Source organism: Alcaligenes sp. RM2 (genome assembly GCF_052931795.1).
Map to the genome: position 1 here is coordinate 288,614 of NZ_JBRFIO010000002.1, position 18,144 is coordinate 306,757.

Below are 18,144 nucleotides of genomic sequence, written 5' to 3' on the forward strand. Positions count from 1 at the left end.
TGGAGCTTGATTGACCATGTCCCAAGAACGACTGCCCCCGCTCAGTAGCATTCCAGCTCAGATTGCCTGTCTGACGGATTACGAACCGTATGCCCGTCAGCGTATGCGTGCGCAGGATTGGGCTTACTTCAGTGCAGGGGCGGCGGATGAGCTGACGCTGCAAGACAACCTGGCCAGCTTCGGGCGCTGGGGCTTATGGCCTGCTGCTTTAAGCACGTTTGATCAGCCTTCCACCTGTTTGACGCTGCAAGGGCAGTCCATGGACTACCCGATTCTTCTGGCTCCCGTGGCTTATCAGCGATTGGCTCACCCTGATGGTGAATTGGCCAGTGTGTTGGGCGCGGGTGCGATGGGAGCGACCAGTGTAATTAGCATGCAGTCCAGTCATTCCTTTGAAGAGATTGCCGCACAGGCGCATGCCCCCTTGTGGGCGCAGTGGTATTGGCAAAGGGATCGCGCATTTACTCTGAATTTGCTGGGGCGGCTTGAAGCGGCAGGGTATACCGCGCTGATGCTGACAGTGGATGCTGCGGTCAATGGTGTGCGTAATCAGGAACAGCGTGCGGGCTTTGCCTTGCCCGCAGGTGTGGATGCCGTGAATTTGCGGGGTGCCCCAACGCAGCAGGCGGTTTTAGGCGCAGCAGGCACCAGTCCTTTGTTTGGCAGTGGTTTGCTAGATACGGCCCCGACTTGGGATGATCTGGCCTGGCTGGTGCAGAACTGTCCTTTGCCTGTTTGGGTGAAGGGAATCATGCGACCCTGTGATGCTCAGCGAGCCCTGGAGATGGGGGTTGCCGGGATTGTTGTGTCCAATCACGGTGGGCGAACCTTGGATGGTGCCCCCACTTCTGTGGATGTCTTGGCTCAGGTTTGTCAGGTCGTGCAGGGCAGGGTGCCGGTCCTGATGGATGGCGGTATTCGTCGCGGAACAGATGTGCTCAAGGCATTGGCGCTGGGAGCAACAGCCGTGATGATTGGCCGTCCCTATATTTATGGTCTGGCCGCTGCAGGAGCGGCCGGTGTTGCTCATGTCCTGCATATTTTGCGGGCGGAGCTGGAAGTGGCGATGGCGCTGACCGGCTGCAATACCTTGGCCGATATTGGCCCTGAACTACTTTATCGGTCTTGATCTGGCACTTGTCTTTGCTTTGGTCCCAACTCTTGTTCCGGCAATGTTTCTTTGGGCCAGCCATGTTCCCGCTTCACCCGTTCCCAATCAAAGAAAGGGCCCGGATCTGTCTTGCGCCCCGGAGCGATGTGCTCATGGCCACGTACGGCGCGCAAGTTATGGCGCATACGTAAGGCGCGGCTCAGGCGGGATAGCTCCCGGTACTGCGCTTCTGTGAATGGCTCGAAATCGCTGCCTTCCAGCTCAATGCCAATGGAGAAATCATTGCAGCGCTCGCGGTCTTCAAAGCGCGACACACCCGCATGCCAGGCGCGGCGGGTAGTGGGAACAAACTGGATGATGTGGCCAGTGCGCTGGATCAGAAAGTGGGCCGAAACTTTCAGGTCCCGGATGTTCTCGAACCAGGGGTGGGCGCTGATATCCAGCTTGTTTTGAAAAAAATCCCGAATGTAGGGGCCGCCGAACTCTTGCGGTGGCAGGCTGATATTGTGCAGCACCAGCAAGGTCGGGGTGTCGCCCTCGGGGCGGTCATCCTGATTGGGTGACAGGGCGCGCAAGACATTGGCATGAGGTTTCAGCCAGCCCTGTCGGTCCAGGTCGTAAGCGTGGTGCATGCGGGCCATGGCGTTAACTGCGTGGGCCGCGCTTGGCGTGTTCCAGGCTGCACCAGGTGTGATGATTGCTCATCAAGGCTTCGGAGCGTGGCAGATAAATCCCACAGTGTGCACAACGGACCATTTCTTCAGCAGCGCCTTGCTTGCGCGGGGGACGCATGGTGGGATTGGGTGGATTGCGCTTGCGGGCCTTGTTTTGCGACACGATGCGGGCAATGATCATGGCCGCCAGGATGGCGACAACCCAAAATAAGACTTTACCCAATTTTCCCTCGTTGCAAGATGACGTCTAGTACAAAGTGGCTGCCTGTATAGGCCAGCAGCAGGAAGGCAAAACCGGCTAAGGTCCAGCGCAAGGCAACGCGACCACGCCATCCATACTGTTTTCGACCCCATAATAAGCCACCAAATGTAACCCAGGATAGCAAGGTAAAGACAGTTTTGTGGTCGGCGGGCAAAAATTTACCGTCTATCGCCATGGAGACGGCGGCACCGCTCAGAATCGTGAAGGTCAGAATTACGAAAGAGACACGGATCAGGCGAAACAGCAGCTCCTCTTGCACCAGCAGGGGCGGCATGGTGTCCAGAACCCGGCTGAACAAACCGCGTTGCTCCTGATGAAGAATAGGGCGGTGCAACTGACGGTCCAGAGCCGTCATCAAGACGGCGTGCAAAGCCGCCACGGTACTAAGCCCATAGGCGACCAGCGCAATCATCAAGTGAATACGTAGCCATTCATTGCCGACATGGTTGACGATATGGCCTTCGGGAAAGGCCATGGCCAGCAGGCTGACGATTGTGGCTGCAGGCAGTAGAATGAGCAGCAGGCTGTCCAGACGCAGATACAGGCTTTGGAACCAGAACACCACCATGCCCAGCCAGATTGCCGCTGACAGGGCCAGTGCCCAGCTCAGATGCAGCCCCTGAGGCAGCACAATAGTCAGTAGCAGGCCCGCTCCGTGCACAATGATGGCGCAGAGCAAGGCCACCCGGCTGGGGGCGTTCAGTACGGTTCGGGTGCTGCCGCGAGTCAACGGACGCCAGAGCGAGATCGACAGCACGATGTACGCCAGTGCGGCGAGCAAGTGAAATACAATACTTGCAGACATAAGTCCCGGATTTCCTGAAAAACGGTACGGGGCGTACCTCAAGTGGCCATTTTATTCTTATTCGTAGACCACACGATAACCTAGTTTAAGCGAACCCAGTCCTATGTTTGAAAATCTGACCCAGCGTATGTCGCGTGTGGTGAAAACCATGCGCGGACAGGCTCGTCTGACCGAATCCAATACTCAGGATATGTTGAGGGAAGTGCGTCTGGCTTTGCTGGAAGCGGACGTGGCCTTGCCCGTCGTGCGCGAGTTTGTCGCACGGGTCAAAGAAAAGGCACTTGGTGTTGAAGTTGCCGACAGCTTGAATCCTGGCCAGGCACTGGTGGGTGTTGTTCACCAGGAGCTGACCAATCTGATGGGCGCAGACCTGGGTGACAACGCCAGTGAGCTGTCCCTGGCGGCTCAGCCACCCGCGATTATTCTGATGGCCGGTCTGCAAGGTGCGGGTAAAACCACCACCACCGGTAAGCTCGCCAAATGGCTGAGCGAAGGCGGCCACGTTCAGCATGGCCGCAAGACAGGCAAGAAGAAAGTTCTGGTGGTCAGTGCCGACGTGTATCGTCCAGCCGCTATCGAGCAGCTGAAAACCGTTGCCGCCCAGGTGGGCGTCGAGTTCCTGCCCTCCGATCCCAGCCAGAAACCGGCCGACATTGCTCGTAATGCCCTGGATCACGCCAAGCGTCATCACTTTGATGTGCTGATTGTCGACACGGCCGGTCGCCTGGGTATTGACGAAGAAATGATGCGCGAAATTCGCGCTCTGTACGATCTGCTGAACCCGATTGAAACTTTGTTCGTGGTCGATGCCATGCAGGGGCAGGACGCGGTCAACGTGGCCAAGGCCTTTGCTGATGCCTTGCCGCTGACGGGTGTGGTGCTGACCAAGCTGGATGGTGATGCACGTGGTGGTGCGGCCTTGTCCGTACGTCATGTCACCGGTAAGCCGCTGAAGTTTGTGGGTGTTTCCGAAAAGCTGGATGGTCTGGAGCCATTCCACCCCGAGCGTATGGCTCAGCGCGTGCTGGGCATGGGCGATATTGTTTCGCTGGTTGAGCAGGCTCAGCGCAATATCGACATCGCCGAAGCGCAGAAGATTACCGACAAGATCAAATCGGGCGACAAGTTTGACCTGAACGACTTCCGTGACCAGCTGCAGCAAGTCAAGAAGCTGGGTGATATGGGCTCCTTGCTGGAAAAACTGCCTGCCCAGTTCTCGCAAGCCGCGTCTCAGTTGCAAGGTGGTCAGGCTGAACAGCAATTGCGTCGTACGGAAGGGATCTTGAACTCCATGACCCCGGCCGAGCGTGCCAAGCCCGAACTGCTCAAAGCCTCGCGCAAGCGTCGTATCGCTGCCGGTTCTGGCGTGCCAGTGCAAGAGGTCAATCGCTTGCTCAATCAGTTCGAGCAAATGCAAGGCATGATGAAGCAGATGAAAAAAGGCGGCATGGCCAAGATGATGCGCGGCCTGGGCGGTATGGGTGCCTTGAAAGGTCTGGCTGGCAAGGGCTTCAAGGGTTTTCGCTAAGAAGCGCTTGGAGCTTGCCGCAAGGGCGTGACTCGCTCTGGCAGGACCACCAAGAAAAAAGCCCGCATACGCGGGCTTTTGTTCGTCCTGGGCTGTTGTTGTTACAGCGCTGGAATACGCAGTACCTGACCGGGATAGATCTTGTCAGGATGGCTGAGCATAGGCTTGTTGGCTTCAAAAATAACCGTGTATTTTGCGCCGTTTGCCTTGCCGTAGTTGGTTTCAGCAATTTTCCACAGGGTGTCGCCTTTTTGTACGGTGTACATGGTGGCTTGTGCGGAAGGCTGAGCAACGCTGAGCTGGTTGTCGACTTGAGAGACACCCAGGGTGTTACCCAGAGCCAGCACAATTTTTTCGGCTTGTTCGGTGGAGGCTGCTTGGCCGCTAACCGTGACTTTGTCGCCATCAACCGTCAGATTCAGACCGTCGGCGGAAAGTTGGTGTTTGGCCAGTTCTTTCTGGAGTTCGTCAGCTGTTGCTGCTTTGGCTTCGTTGGCACCAAAGAGTTTTTCGCCGACATCTTTAAGAAAACTGAATACGCCCATCGCTTTGCTCCTGAAGTTAGGGTTCTACGGCTGCCTGCTTGATGGCAGGCGAGACGGCCCATTATGACCTCATTTTTATCCCCGAAGCCGTAGCTGAATGTCAGCAATTGTGCATTTTAAAGGGCGAGTATCAGCCGCCACCGACGGCAACCACGATTTCAATGGTGTCGCCTTCTTTGATCGGGGTGCTGCCGTGCTGGCTTTTGGGCACGATATCGCCGTTCAGTTCCACGGCAATACGCTTGTTCTCGTAGCCCAGCTCGATGATAAGCGTGCCAACCGTGTCGGAGTTTGCCAGAGTCTTGCTCTGGCCGTTCAGGGTAATGTTCATTCTTGTCTCTGGATATGGTCCGGCCAGGGCCGGACGAGTGATTCAGATGGCAAACTTCTGGGTGGCGGCCAGCAGCCGGGCCAAAATGCCGGGTTCGTCGTAGGCGTGGCCTGCGTCCGCAACCATATGAAATTCTGCTTGGGGCCAGGCGCGATGCAGTTGCCAGGCTGTATGCGCCGGAGTGCACACATCATAGCGTCCCTGTACGATGACACCGGGAATGCCATGTAAGCGGTGGGCGTTTTTCAGCAACTGATCCGGCTCCAGAAAACCCCGGTTCATGAAATAGTGGTTTTCAATACGCGCAAAGGCCAAAGCAGCTTTATCACTGGACTTGGCATCCAGGTGATTCTGGCTGGGCAAGAGCGTGATGGTATTGCTTTCCCATTGCGACCAGGCGTGTGCGGCCCGTAACTGCACAGCGGGGTCATCGCCTGTCAGACGCTTGTGGTAGGCGGTAATCAGGTCCCCGTGCTCTTCCTTGGGAATGGGGGCCAGATACTGTTCCCAGATATCGGGAAACAGGCGCGAGGCACCTTCCTGATAAAACCAGTGCAGCTCTTCAGGACGGGCCATGAAGATACCGCGCACAATCAGTTCACTGACGTGCTCGGGGTGAGTCTGGGCGTAGGCCAGCGCCAGAGTCGAGCCCCAGGAGCCGCCAAACACCAGCATCTTGTCGGCCTTGAGCTTTTCCTTGCGCAGCCGCTCCATGTCCTGAACCAGATGCCACGTGGTGTTGTTTTCCAGGCTGGCATGAGGGTAGGAACGCCCGCAGCCGCGCTGATCAAACAGCAGCACATTGTATTTTTGCGGGTCGAACAGGCGACGGTGATCGGTAGAACATCCTGATCCCGGCCCACCGTGCAAGAAAATGGCCGGTTTACCTGCCGGGTTGCCGCAGCATTCCCAGTAGATATGGTGCCCATCATCGGTGTGCAACGTGCCTTGGGCGTAAGGCTCTATAGGCGGGAACAGGGTAGCGCTCATTGTTCTTTCTTGGGCCAGTTCAGTTCAGGGGTAGGGGTGTCATTGCGGGTGAAGATCAGATCCCACACGCCATGACCCAGACGCAGCCCACGGTTCTCGAACTTGGTCAGTGGACGGAAGTCGGGGCGGGGTGCGTAGCCTTCGTGCGTGTTGCTGAGCATGGGCTCGGCGGACAGCACTTCCAGCATTTGTTCGGCGTAGTTTTCCCAGTCGGTGGCGCAATGGATGTAACCACCGGGTTTCAGACGGCTGGTCAGCAACTGAATAAAGGGCGATTGCACCAGACGACGCTTGTGATGGCGCTTCTTGGGCCAGGGGTCGGGAAAGTAGATATGAATACCGGCCAGCGAGCCGGGAGCGATCATGTCGCGTACCACTTCCACCGCGTCATGCTGGATGATGCGGATGTTGCTGATCTGGTTGTCATCAATGCGCTTGAGCAAGGCACCGACACCGGCATTAAAGACTTCCACGCCCAGGAAATTGTCGTCCGGGCGGGCCTGAGCAATTTTCTGGGTGGTTTCACCCATGCCAAACCCGATTTCCAGAATCAGGGGATTGTCATTGCCAAACACCGTTTCCGGTTTCAGGATGTTGTCGCGGTAGCTGATCGACCACAGGGGCAAGAGGCGCGCCAGGGCTTGTTCCTGGCTGGGCGTAATGTGCGCGCGCCGATGAACAAAGCTACGGATATGGGTCTCGCCGGAATTGCTGTTCGCGACATTGGGCGACAGCAGGGATTGTTTTTCGTTGCTGGAGGTCATGGTTGTGGCGCGGGCATCAGGAATGGCTCGCGTATCAGCTAAAAGCGGGAAAACTCTATTGTAGTGAGTCTTGCCGCCGAATTCATGTGGTGGCGCGCGAAAAAGATAGGGCCGGGGCGACGCATGAAGAAAAGATCGCGCTATAATTTTCGCTTGCCCATTCGCGGGATCGTCTGCTTTTGAGGCAGACCTCTCCATCAGGGCGGGTGTAGTTTAATGGTAAAACTGATGCTTCCCAAGCATCCGTCGTGGGTTCGATTCCCATCACCCGCTCCACTTCGACTTTCCAGGGACTTCCACCGAACGCCAAGGAATGTCGCAAGTCATTGTCAGGATTGATGTTTTTCACCTAACCTCGATCCACTGACATCCAGCGAGAACCACTGACAACCGGCCCAAACTGGTACAAAAAGTGGCCCAAACAATGTGCGAGGTTCCCAATCCGCATTGTTGCTGGAGGAGCTGGCGCTAGAAGAGAACGATTGCATTCAACTCGCCTTCTGGAGTTGGGCATATGCTCTCGGACCTCATGGCTCGGCAAGCCAAGGCCACCGGCAAGCCGTACTCGCTTGCCGATTTCGACGGCCTTTACCTCTACGTCTCCGCCATCGGCAGCAAGGTATGGCACTTCCGCTATTCCTGGCTGGGCAAGCGTGAGCGCATCACCTTTGGCGGCTATCCGGCCCTCTCCTTGAAACAGGCTCGCGACTTGCGTGAAGAGGCGCGGGCGCTGCTGGCCAAGGACATCAACCCGCACTCGGAACGCAAGCGCAAACGTCACGTGATTGTCCTGGCTGGCGAGCACACCTTCCAGACCATCTACGACAAATGGCTGGCCCACCGCAGCCTCTCTCTGGAAAATGAGGGCCGCCAAAGTACGCCCAAGCAGATCGGGCGCGTCTTCGCCAAGGACGTGTTTCCCGTATTGCGCCACCTGACCATCTACGACGTCACCCGCGCCCACCTGCTGGACATCATCGGCAGAGTGGAAAAGCGTGGCTCGCTGTCGGTGGCCGAGAAGCTGCGCACCTGGTTCAGCCAGCTATTCACCTACGCCTCGGTGGTGGTGCCCAACATGGGCGACAACCCGGTCAAGGATTTGGACGTGGTGGCGATGCCGCTGCCCCCGGTGGAGAACAATCCCTTTTTGCGCATGCCCGAGCTGCCGGCAATGCTGCAGACGTTGCGCAAGTACAGCGGTCGCCTGAATACGCAACTGGGTCTACGTCTGCTGCTGCTCACGGGCGTGCGCACCGGTGAATTGCGCTACGCCACGCCCGATCAGTTTGATCTGGAGCGCGGTCTGTGGATCATCCCGGTTGTCAGGCTCAAGCAACGCAAGCAGCTCACCAAGAAGAAGCGCCAGCGTTTCGCCGACATCCCGCCATACATCGTGCCACTGTCGTTGCAGGCACAAGAGGTCGTTCGTCATTTGCTGGGAAATCTGAAGCCAGCACAGGTGTATCTTATCCCCGGTGATTGGTGCCTGAAAAACCCTCTGAGCGAGAACACGCTCAATGGCGCGCTCAAGCGTATGGGCTATGAAGACCAACTCACTGGGCATGGCGTTCGCGCCACCATCTCGACTGCGCTCAATGAATTGGGGTATCCGCCCAAGTGGGTAGACGCCCAACTTTCGCATGCCGATCCGGATCGGATCAGCGCGACCTACAACCACGCCGAGTACGTCGAGCAACGCCGCGTCATGATGCAGGACTGGGCCGACCGGCTGGACTTGTTCGAGCAGAATCAGGTCGAAGTTGCCAGCACGCACTTGACCATCACGTTGCAGGGCCTGCCCACAATCGCCGGACAGGCGGCAGCGCAGCCGCCCGCCCTGAATCCAAACGCCCCTCAGTTGATCGTTGCGCCTGCACCCGATGCACCAGCGGTTCCAGCTTCCGTCTATCGACTTTCGGCGGTGCATCTGCCCGAGTACGCGCGACCCACGCTGTCAGAGGTGCAGCGCGAGCGCTTGCAATTGCTGGAGATATTCGAGGCATCCCACAACCTGTCGGTGGCCGATTACGCCAAGCTGGTTGGCAAGTCCCGCCGCTGGATCACTTACGAGATTCAGGCCGGCAATCTCCTGTCGATCCATCTGGGTCACCGTGGGCAGCGCGTCCCGGACTGGCAACTCGACCCCATCAAGCGCAAGCTGATTCAGGCTGTCCTGAAGCTGGTGCCGCGCGGTATCGACACCTGGCACATCTATCACGCACTGCTGCGGCCATACGATGCCCTGGGCAAGTGTCCAGTCATCGAGGCCGTCGATCCGACCAACCTGCATCTTGCAGCTCGACTGGTCGCCGCACATGCCATAGAAACCGATGAGCTTGCAGAGCAATCGGAGGCGTCTCCGGTGCTGGCCAGGCAGACTGTAGAGCGCCTGGTAAAAACGGCAATGTTGGTTGATATGCCCGAAGATCCCGTCGCCCGTTGAGCTGAGGCCGGGCGGCAGCACCGTCCGGTCAAGGTCAAAGGAGGGAACGTCGATCGCTTCGCATGGCCGCCGATCCGTCTTCTGCGCGGCCAACTAGCAATTTCCACGTTTTGGCAGGCAGCGTTTAGCGTCGGATCAGCGCTCGGCAGTCACCATAGGCGACTTCTCGGTAATGCTATCTCGCTATATCAGTATCTCGATCGGATATGACACCAGCGGATTTTCGTTGCCAATCTCAAGCCCCGATCAATAGATTCCGAGCGTTCGCCGCTTTTTGAAACCGCTGGCGCATCAGACCATACCGATACGGTTTTGCGAGAGCAGCCACTTCTCACGATCCTGATAGCGCAAGCGTCACTGTCGAGCCGCGACAGACGCTCGGTTTTCTTGTGCCCGATGGATTTTTGCACATCGAGCACACAACGCCTACTCGTTGCGCGAACTGATCAGAAGTCATCAAAAGCGGGCGTCATCACTCGCGTCTTGCGCGGACAACAGGCCGACCATGAGGACGGCTGCAAAAGCAGTCGGCCATGTAGTTCTTCTCCTGGAAGGAGACGGAGCATGCACGAGAACAAAAATGATGCACCAACATCAAAGGTGTTCTACCGCCCGCTCGAAGCGTCCATCCGCTGGGCCGGACTGCTGCGATACGAGCAGGTGATCCTGGCTTCGGTCTCGTCGCCTATGGATCTGCCGCAGTCGCTGGACTGCCCGCGTTTGGGCGAACTGCGGCTGTACACCGACCGCATCTATGACGGCATCCTCAACGGGGAACTGCCCTTCGGGCAGCATGGCATCACGACATGCGACACCGCGTTGATCGAATCGCCTGATCTGACGGTACGTCATGTCGATCTGAAGTGCTGGATGCGCCAGCACTACCCCGAGCAGCGGCCCGGCTTTCTCTTCTCCCGCAGCGAGCGCATCATCCATCCCTTCATCTCCCTAGAAACAGGGCAAGCCATGCTGGTCGAACGCCAGGCTTTGAAATCCGCCCTGGAACAGACCAAACGTCAGCTTCGCGAGTTGCAGGACAAGCATGACGCGCTGCTCAAGCAGTCCACGGTGATTTCGGCATGCGCGCAGTGTCCGATCAGTGATCGGGCCGAGGCCACCTACCTGAACATCGTTGGCGGCCTGTTAGAGCTGATGCTCGGCCAGTCGCCATCGGGCACGCCGTACTCCAGCTTCAAGACGCAGGAGGCCGTGGTCAGCGCGCTGGTCGCCCATCACAGCGGCGCCATGGGTATCGCGGAGCGGACATTGAACGGCAAGTTCGCCACCGCCAGGCGCCGGTTGCGTAGCGCCTCCCTCTGAGATTTGCCAGCTTGTATGTGCAGTAGCGGAGATTGCATTTGCAATGTCTTTTCGCTGCCGTGTCTATTGAATAGAGGTCACGCCAACAAACGCCACTGAGCGTTCAGGAGTGACCGCCATGTCGCAAACACCTGTACTGCTGCCAAACGAGCGCCGCATCCTGCGCCTGGAAGAAGTCGAAGCGAAATCCGGTTTCAAGCGCGCCCACATCTACAACCTGATGAAGAAACGCCAGTTCCCGCAAGCGCTGCGTCTGGGCGTGCGCGCCGTGGGCTGGGACTCCATCGAAATCGATCAGTGGATCGACGAGCGCGTCAACAACCGGGCCTGATCCGTTCTCCCGCGGACTTTCCATCCTCATACGGAGAACACCATGCAGGTCGTATCCATCATTTCAACCAAAGGCGGGGTCGGCAAGACCACCACGGCCGCAAACCTGGGCGGTCTCGCTGCGGACGCCGGACTGCGCGTGCTGCTGCTCGATCTCGATGTGCAGCCCACCTTGTCCTCCTACTATGAGCTGGCTCACCGCGCGCCCGGCGGCATCTATGAATTGCTGGCCTTCAACGAGCGCGACCTCGACCAGCTTGTGTCCCGCACGATCATCGCGGGCCTGGACTTGGTGCTCTCCAACGACCACCGAGGAGAACTGAACACTTTGCTGCTGCATGCGCCAGACGGGCGCCTGCGGCTGCGGCATCTGCTGCCGATACTGAACCCCCTCTACGACCTGGTGCTGATCGACACCCAGGGCGCGCGCTCGGTGCTGCTGGAGATGGCGGTGCTTGCCTCCGACCTCGCGCTGTCGCCCGTGACTCCGGAAATCCTCGCCGCCCGCGAACTGCGGCGCGGCACCATGCAGTTGCTGGAGGACATTGCACCATACCGGCACCTGGGTATCGGGCCGCCGCCGCTGTACCTGCTCATCAACCGCGTCCATCCGGTGTCCGCCAACGCCCGGCTGATCCAGCAGGCGCTGCGCGATCTTTTCCAGGGCCACACCGACATTCGGATTCTGGCCACCGACGTACCGGCCATTGAGGCTTATCCGCGTGCTGCGACGCGCGGCCTGCCGGTGCATCGGGTCGAGTACCGCCAACCAGTGGGCAGAGTCGCTCCCGCCGCGCTCGCCACCATGCGCGATCTTGCCGGCGAATTGCTCCCACAGTGGCAGGATCGATTTGCCGCTGTGCCCGGCCGTCCGCCACAGCCTCTTGATACCAGGAGGCCCCATGGCCAACGCACATGAACTGGCCCGAGGCCACAGCCGGCTGCGCGCTCTGATTGAGTTCGCCGTCGGCGAAGGCTGGCACGTAAAGCGCACGGCGGGCGGTCACCTCAAGTTCACCAAGGCAGGCTGCGCCGCGATCTACACCAGTTCGACGGCCAGCGATCACCGGGCAGCCCTCAACGCCCGTGCGCAGATCCGTCGTGCTGAGCGCGAGACCCGGTCCCAAGCGCAGGGGGGCGGCCATGACTGAGATCACCTCCCAGCAGATGGCCGGCAAACTGCTTGCATCCGGGTTCGAGCGCAGCGGCCCGTCAGCAACGTCCTTGAGCGACCCGATCGCCGACACGCCCATGGTCGTGACCCTGGACCAGTTGCGCCCCTACGACCACGACCCGCGCAAGAAGCGCAATCCGGTGTACGAGGAAATCAAGGCATCCATCCGCGAGCGTGGTCTGGACGCGGCACCGACCATCACCCGGCGGCCCGGCGACGATCACTACATCATCCGCAATGGCGGCAACACGCGACTGGCAATCCTGCGCGAACTCTGGTCGGAGACCAGGGACGAACGATTTTTTCGGGTCTCATGCCTGTTCCGCCCGTGGCCCGAGCGTGGCGAGATCGTCGCGCTCACCGGGCATCTTGCGGAAAACGAACTGCGCGGTGGCCTCACCTTCATCGAGCGCGCTTTGGGCGTCGAGAAAGCGCGCGAGTTCTACGAACTGGAAAGCGGCTCCCCCCTGAGCCAATCCGAGCTGGCCCGCCGCCTGGCCGCCGATGGATACCCCGTGCAGCAGTCGCACATCAGCCGGATGGCCGACGCCGTACGCTACCTGCTGCCCGCAATCCCGACCGTGCTCTACGCCGGCCTGGGGCGTCACCAGGTCGAGCGGTTGTCGGTCATGCGCAAGGCCTGCGAGCGCACCTGGGAGCATTACGCCAAAGGCCGCTCACTGATTCAGGACTTCGACGAGTTCTTTCAGGAAGTGCTGTCGCAATTCGATGTCCAGGCCGACGAGTGGCGGTTTCAAACCCGAAGTGCAACAGCGGTTTGAATGAAGCAGGAGTTGTTCAGTGTACGAGGGTCGAATCTTTGTCCTGCAACGCCTGCATGAACTCGCGGAAGACCTGGTAGGGCGTTTGCCACTGCAGGGTCTGGCGAGGCCGGTTGTTGAGCAGATCAGCGATCGAGTCCAGCGCGGCCTGGTCATGCACCGACAGGTCCGTGCCCTTGGGCAGGAACTGGCGGATCAGCCCGTTGATGTTCTCGCAGCTGCCGCGCTGCCAGGGGCTGTGGGGGTCGCAGAAGTACACCCGCATGCGCGTGTGGCGGGCCAGCTCGCGGTGACGCGCCATCTCCTTGCCCTGGTCGTAGGTCAGCGTCTGGCGCAGCGGCTGCGCGATGAGGTTGAGCTTGTAGGTGAAGGCCGCCAGGGCCGACTCTGCCGTGGCATCGGGCATGCGGCACAGCATCACCATGCGCGAGGAGCGCTCCACCAGCACGCCCACGGCCGAGGCATTGCCCGCGCCCTTGATCAGGTCGCCCTCCCAATGCCCGGGCATGAGCCGGTCATCCACCTCGGGCGGGCGCACATGGATGCTCACCATCTCGGGGATCTGGCCGCGCCGGTCTTGGCCCGCACTGCGCGGGCGGCGCGTGCTGCGGGCCTGGCGCAGGCAGGCGATGAGCTGCGAGCGCAACTCGCCGCGCGGGTGGGCGTAGATGGCGTTGTACAGCGTCTCGTGGGAGAGCTGCAGGCGCGGCTGGTGCGGGTGCATGCGCTTGAGTGTGTGGGCAATCTGGGCTGGAGACCAGCGCCACAGCAGCATGTGCGACACCACCGGCCACAGCGGGCCATGGGGATCGAGCTTGCGCGCCGGACGGGCCTGCTTGCGACGCCGCCGGCTCTGCGTGTGCGCGGCCTCGGCGCGGTAGGGCTGATCGGGCAGAGCATTGCGCCGAAGCTCGCGGCTGATGGTGCTGGCGCTGCGCCCCAGGCGGGTGGCAATGCCGCGCAGGCTCAGCCCCTGGAGTCGAAGCGCCGAAATCGCCACGCGCTCATCGGCGCCCAACTGTTGGTATCCGGTGGTCATCTGTGCAACTTACCCTATCGCAGGGCTGTTGCACTTCGGGTTTGAAACCGCCTTGTCATAATTCATCGGCCTGTCAATAAACAGGCCTGCTCGGCCTCAGCAGCTAAAAAACCATAGAATGCGTGGTAGAGACTTTTCTTGTTTAAATAGTCGCCTAGACAAGTAAACTCTTGCTCCAAATCCTTTCTCAAATACCCTGGGATTACCAACAAATCTACTTCTCGACAGATATCAATACGCCCATCTAGTGAGGTTGAAATGCCATCCCACGTATCCATCTCCCCCTCAATAAAACATTGCAGCATCTTTCTAGGTGAAGCTGGCTCATAAGAAGTTTTTCCACGGCAGAATATGTCGGAGATAGCATAAGGGCCATGCGCAAGCGCGGTTTCCTTACCACTTCTATGTATGCTCTGCACTACAACCTCTCCAAGCAATTCTGGTTGCCTGGTAATGATAAGATGGTAGATAGAGTAATGGACATGATACTCATTCAGGAAACTTATTTTACCTAAGCCATACTCTATAAATGGCGGATAATCCTTGTAGTCTTTATCGGATGTTTTCCACTTCCAGTACTTGTCGATTTCACAGTTAAAAATCCGCAGGATATTAGACTTTTGTTTTGCGTACAAAACGCCTAATTCAATACCATCTTTTGCCTCTTTAAAGTAATTACGCCCTTTTTCATCCTTGCGAGTAAATGTCACGTTTGCATAGCCAGCCAGCGAAGCACTCGTTGAATAAATAAGATTCTTGTACAAGGACACTTCGTCAAAGTTATTCCTGAGAAAAATAGTGCTCGTATCTAGATAAACACCACCATATCTTTCCAAAAGCCTAAGCCTGATAATGTCACTATGATTTCCATGCTGAACGCTAGGATCGCCAACCTTCTCTATCAGTTGATGAAAGTATGGCGGGAGGGGTATGTAGTTTTCAATGTAATCAGGCGCGCGCTTGTCTAACGTAGTAACGATAACAATCCAATCACTGTTACTTAGCCTAGTCTCTAAATTTCTTATGTTTAAGGCATGGCCGATAGGCATGTCCTCTTTAGAAGAGTGCCAGTACAAGAAAACCACTTTTTTATTTTCCAATCTATCACTGTTCTTAATTCGGTTTAACGCATAATCGACGTCTGCGTTTTCGAATTGATTCATATCCTTAATGCCTCCAAAGTCAACCAGACCTTTGCTCTGAACAACTTCAAAGTTTCGACTTGTTGTCGGTTGCCAAATATTAAAATACCTAGTCTCAGGGTAGATAGCGACAACACCTTTATTTAGTACCTTAGAAACATGGACAAGAGATGTGTCTACTGAGATCAATAGTCCTGATTTGCGAATGATCGGAATAACACTTTCAAAATTTGTTATTCCTTTTACCAGCTCAACATTAGGCAAGCTCAAGTCGTCAACCAACTGTGAGGCTGACAGTAAAGAATTAGGAGAGTGCATAACGCCAAAGCTACTATCACGATGATACGTAGCTAGGTGTCTTATAAGAGACTTAGTTTTTTCGATAGAAAGTGACTTATCTTCCCGACTCCCGTAAGGGTTGATCAGAAAATCATAACTTTTTGAAAAACAGTCGTTCTCTACACAAAATGAAGCTCCAGCCAAAGTATTGTTCCCGCTAATTGCCATATCGACAATCGACTGGTAGATTCCGTAGATATCATTGTTTTTCGACTTATCTATGAATTCCTTACTTGACATCTTTAAGGCGCTATCTGTGCTAAAAATGACTCGAGGGTTCAAGAGAAGAACACACAGAACATCCTTAACTCCAAGCTTGCCAAAGAGTGGGACGATTGCATCACACCTTTTTACATTGAATGCGATATTAACTAGATCAAACCATCCAAAATTCTTCTCAAGTACGTGAACTGAATCTACTTGTATCACCGAGCAATAGAGCGCACGCAGTGGTTCGTTGGTAATTACACTAACTCTTACACCGCAGTGAGAAGTTAGGAATTCGATGATGGGGGCCGAAGCGATAGCGTCACCGTACTTACCATTCCAGTTAACGAAAACAATATGCCTGACGTTGCTATTTTTTTTCGTAAACCGCTTGATGAGTACAAATGACCAATCAAGAAGCCGTATCAGGAGCTCACTAAGCACAGGAAATAGAGTCTTCATTTAGAGCTGGCTCCGGTTGTTTGGACAGTTTTTCCTGACCGATAATTGGACGCCTGCGGGTGGCTGTCCAATCCCGGACGACTCCTTGACCTTGAGGTTTGCCAGAAGATTACCTTTAACAAAATCTCGCGTGCCGTTGCAAGTTTCAGGATGCGGTGATAAATGTGATCATACGGAACTAGACCCCGCCTTTGGCCAGGATCGTCTATCGTCGGCAAGACGCTGGTCAAATTCGGCGTACCGGCAGAAGGATATGAATGCGTTATCGACAGAGGTTCTATTGGACAATCTTCATGAGTTGTTAGCCACAATGCCCGATGCTGAGCGAATCCATTCGCTTAAAGCACGGATAGTGCCCGGCCTAGGCGTGGCGCAGGGAACTCTCGCTCGCCAGTTGCCACTGATCAGCCAAGGCTTCCCCGAGGTCGTAGACTGTTACCCTGGGACCATAAATATGGAGCTCGAATGTCCTCTCGAAGTGACGCAGCCCGATCATCGCACTCCTCCGCTCGCCTGGACTCCGAGCGGACGAACGACTGAAGTATTCGACCTAGTACGTATTGAGCTCGAGTTCGGCCCACTACCGACGCGTGTGCCCGCTTGGTTGTACGTTGCCCACGCATCCCCTCACCGTGGCACCCCGACCGTTCATGAGGTGATAACTCAGCAGTTAAACCTGAGTGAGGTCAGTGAGTGCCAAATTCATCTGCGCGCAAGCGCAGTAACACTGACACCCACACATTCACAAACGAAGCCTCAAGGCTGGCTGCTCACGGGTAAATAGCCCTGCCATTGGTACTTAACAACCCGGCATTTGTCAGGTACTCCCTCAGCAGCACCAAGGAAGGAGCACATTGCGGCTGGCCTAGAAACTCGTTGCCCAAGGCAGACTTGTACAGGCGCAGCCAGGTCGACGCAGGCACCTTCGGCAGGAAGGCGGCGAGCGACTCTCGGTTTCCCTCCCCGAACAACAAGCGCAGGGTGCGCAGGATTGGCTGGTAGTCCCGCGCAGACAACAGCTCCGCAACGGTATCGTCCAGCCGTTGCTCGACCACCACACTATTCAGCCGATCCTCAACCGAGGCGTCGCCTAGCGCCACCCGGGGGTCGATCGCCACCGGATAGATTGCGCGGAACGACTTTGCACCGTTACGCATGGATTCATAAAGCACTTTGTCGGCAGTAGATCCGGTAACCAACACATCGTCGCCGAAGATCACATGCACACCGCTCCATCGATAGAAATTTTCAGCCGGAATGACGTGGTCTTGGACCAGATTGACGCGCTCCCGCTCCTCGGTACTGAGGCTGGCGTAGTCCTCGCAGGGCGGCGCAATCCTGGGTAGCTTGACGTTGATGATGGTCGGCAACGCCATATGCGCCAGTTTGACGTTGACCTCCTCGACCACGAACTCATAGAGCACGTTCGCCGTGGACGGCACGTTGCGCCAACCAGTGGTCATCATCACCACGTTGTCACCACGGACCTTGGCGTTCTGGAACAGGTATGACCACTGCGAGTCTGGCCTATCCAGCTCACCACAGAGGTAGTCGATCAGTTGTCTTGCGAGATACCGGATGTCATGCACACCGCCGTATTTTGCACGGCTGTAGATCCCCGCCAGTGCTGAGGCATCGCTGCCCGTGGCCATGTCGCGAAACACCCCCGACTCGGCAGGTGTAAGGCAGTGCAGGGCAGTACCGCCAAAAATCGAAACATACTCGGTCATGCTGATCAGGTCACGTGCAAACAGCTCGGCAGCGAACGCGCGGAATCCAGTTTTCACATCATTCGCACGGGGCTGAGCGGAAGCCTGACGGAACATCGCCAACTGGACATCAATCGGGCTCTTAAGTACCTCGAACCATGGCGGAGAATTTTCGGGGTAAATCATG

General features: G+C 57.0%; 17 protein-coding genes, 1 tRNA gene and 1 pseudogene. 9 read left to right on the forward strand and 10 right to left on the reverse strand.

The genetic code is table 11. The features are described 5' to 3' along the window. The first annotated feature begins 16 nt into the window (after positions 1–16). Complete coding sequence (locus ACU6HM_RS08155; RefSeq protein WP_446763645.1) at positions 17–1,129, forward strand: alpha-hydroxy acid oxidase; 1,113 nt, start codon at positions 17–19, stop codon at positions 1,127–1,129. Here the strand turns inward: ACU6HM_RS08155 and ampD are convergent. From ampD to ACU6HM_RS08170, 3 genes are read right to left on the reverse strand one after another with little or no spacing between them, the layout of a single operon-like run. After that, positions 1,117–1,752, reverse strand: a complete 636-nt coding sequence (gene ampD, locus ACU6HM_RS08160) for a 1,6-anhydro-N-acetylmuramyl-L-alanine amidase AmpD (protein WP_250756689.1) — start codon at positions 1,750–1,752, stop codon at positions 1,117–1,119. The two genes, ACU6HM_RS08155 and ampD, sit on opposite strands and share 13 nt — an antisense overlap. Before the next feature lie 4 nt (positions 1,753–1,756). Next, entirely contained in the window at positions 1,757–2,008 is a 252-nt protein-coding gene (locus ACU6HM_RS08165) for a PP0621 family protein (RefSeq protein WP_009463238.1), read from the reverse strand. Further along, a complete protein-coding gene (locus ACU6HM_RS08170; RefSeq protein WP_009463240.1) occupies positions 2,001–2,852 on the reverse strand; it encodes a cytochrome C assembly family protein in 852 nt (283 codons plus the stop codon). Before ACU6HM_RS08170 ends, ACU6HM_RS08165 begins: the two co-directional genes overlap by 8 nt. A gap of 103 nt (positions 2,853–2,955) precedes the next feature. Here ACU6HM_RS08170 and ffh point away from each other — a divergent pair, with 103 nt between their 5' ends. Next, positions 2,956–4,380, forward strand: a complete 1,425-nt coding sequence (gene ffh / locus ACU6HM_RS08175) for a signal recognition particle protein (RefSeq protein ID WP_009463242.1) — start codon at positions 2,956–2,958, stop codon at positions 4,378–4,380. Positions 4,381–4,481: 101 nt separating this feature from the next. Here ffh and lysM read toward each other — a convergent pair whose 3' ends face one another. The 4 genes from lysM to trmB form a co-directional block, all read right to left on the reverse strand. Beyond that, the gene (gene lysM, locus ACU6HM_RS08180; protein ID WP_009463244.1) at positions 4,482–4,925 is read right to left on the reverse strand and encodes a peptidoglycan-binding protein LysM; all 444 of its coding nucleotides are present in this window, start codon (positions 4,923–4,925) and stop codon (positions 4,482–4,484) included. A gap of 130 nt (positions 4,926–5,055) precedes the next feature. Further along, positions 5,056–5,256 carry a sulfur carrier protein ThiS gene (gene thiS, locus ACU6HM_RS08185; RefSeq protein ID WP_026484989.1) on the reverse strand — a complete coding sequence of 67 codons (201 nt, stop codon included), beginning with the start codon at positions 5,254–5,256 and terminating at the stop codon, positions 5,056–5,058. A gap of 42 nt (positions 5,257–5,298) precedes the next feature. Next, the gene (gene pip / locus ACU6HM_RS08190; RefSeq protein ID WP_009463248.1) at positions 5,299–6,246 is read right to left on the reverse strand and encodes a prolyl aminopeptidase; all 948 of its coding nucleotides are present in this window, start codon (positions 6,244–6,246) and stop codon (positions 5,299–5,301) included. Next, positions 6,243–7,010, reverse strand: a complete 768-nt coding sequence (trmB, locus tag ACU6HM_RS08195; protein ID WP_009463250.1) for a tRNA (guanosine(46)-N7)-methyltransferase TrmB — start codon at positions 7,008–7,010, stop codon at positions 6,243–6,245. The genes pip and trmB overlap by 4 nt, the downstream gene beginning before the upstream one ends. Positions 7,011–7,212: 202 nt before the next feature. Between trmB and ACU6HM_RS08200 the strand changes: the two genes are divergently transcribed. The 7 genes and pseudogenes from ACU6HM_RS08200 to ACU6HM_RS08230 form a co-directional block, all read left to right on the forward strand. Next, a tRNA-Gly gene (locus ACU6HM_RS08200) sits at positions 7,213–7,286 on the forward strand. Between the two features lie 238 nt (positions 7,287–7,524). Beyond that, entirely contained in the window at positions 7,525–9,453 is a 1,929-nt protein-coding gene (locus ACU6HM_RS08205) for a tyrosine-type recombinase/integrase (RefSeq protein ID WP_446763646.1), read from the forward strand. A 564-nt stretch (positions 9,454–10,017) separates the two neighbouring features. Beyond that, positions 10,018–10,773, forward strand: a complete 756-nt coding sequence (locus tag ACU6HM_RS08210) for a hypothetical protein (RefSeq protein WP_446763647.1) — start codon at positions 10,018–10,020, stop codon at positions 10,771–10,773. Between the two features lie 118 nt (positions 10,774–10,891). Then, positions 10,892–11,104 carry an AlpA family transcriptional regulator gene (locus tag ACU6HM_RS08215; protein WP_077575457.1) on the forward strand — a complete coding sequence of 71 codons (213 nt, stop codon included), beginning with the start codon at positions 10,892–10,894 and terminating at the stop codon, positions 11,102–11,104. Between the two features lie 42 nt (positions 11,105–11,146). Beyond that, complete coding sequence (locus ACU6HM_RS08220; RefSeq protein WP_446763648.1) at positions 11,147–12,022, forward strand: ParA family protein; 876 nt, start codon at positions 11,147–11,149, stop codon at positions 12,020–12,022. Continuing rightward, complete coding sequence (locus tag ACU6HM_RS08225; protein ID WP_012205954.1) at positions 12,006–12,254, forward strand: hypothetical protein; 249 nt, start codon at positions 12,006–12,008, stop codon at positions 12,252–12,254. Before ACU6HM_RS08220 ends, ACU6HM_RS08225 begins: the two co-directional genes overlap by 17 nt. Then, a pseudogene (locus ACU6HM_RS08230) lies at positions 12,247–13,026 on the forward strand (ParB family protein); the annotation flags it as partial. The gene ACU6HM_RS08225 and the pseudogene ACU6HM_RS08230, both read left to right, overlap by 8 nt. Before the next feature lie 49 nt (positions 13,027–13,075). Here ACU6HM_RS08230 and ACU6HM_RS08235 read toward each other — a convergent pair. From ACU6HM_RS08235 to ACU6HM_RS08245, 3 genes are all read right to left on the reverse strand, one after another. Further along, positions 13,076–14,098 carry an IS30 family transposase gene (locus ACU6HM_RS08235; RefSeq protein WP_415302119.1) on the reverse strand — a complete coding sequence of 341 codons (1,023 nt, stop codon included), beginning with the start codon at positions 14,096–14,098 and terminating at the stop codon, positions 13,076–13,078. 62 nt (positions 14,099–14,160) lie between these two features. Beyond that, the gene (locus ACU6HM_RS08240; RefSeq protein WP_446763649.1) at positions 14,161–16,248 is read right to left on the reverse strand and encodes a capsular polysaccharide synthesis protein; all 2,088 of its coding nucleotides are present in this window, start codon (positions 16,246–16,248) and stop codon (positions 14,161–14,163) included. 770 nt (positions 16,249–17,018) lie between these two features. Further along, a complete protein-coding gene (locus ACU6HM_RS08245; protein ID WP_153163444.1) occupies positions 17,019–18,143 on the reverse strand; it encodes a hypothetical protein in 1,125 nt (374 codons plus the stop codon). Position 18,144 lies beyond the last annotated feature (1 nt).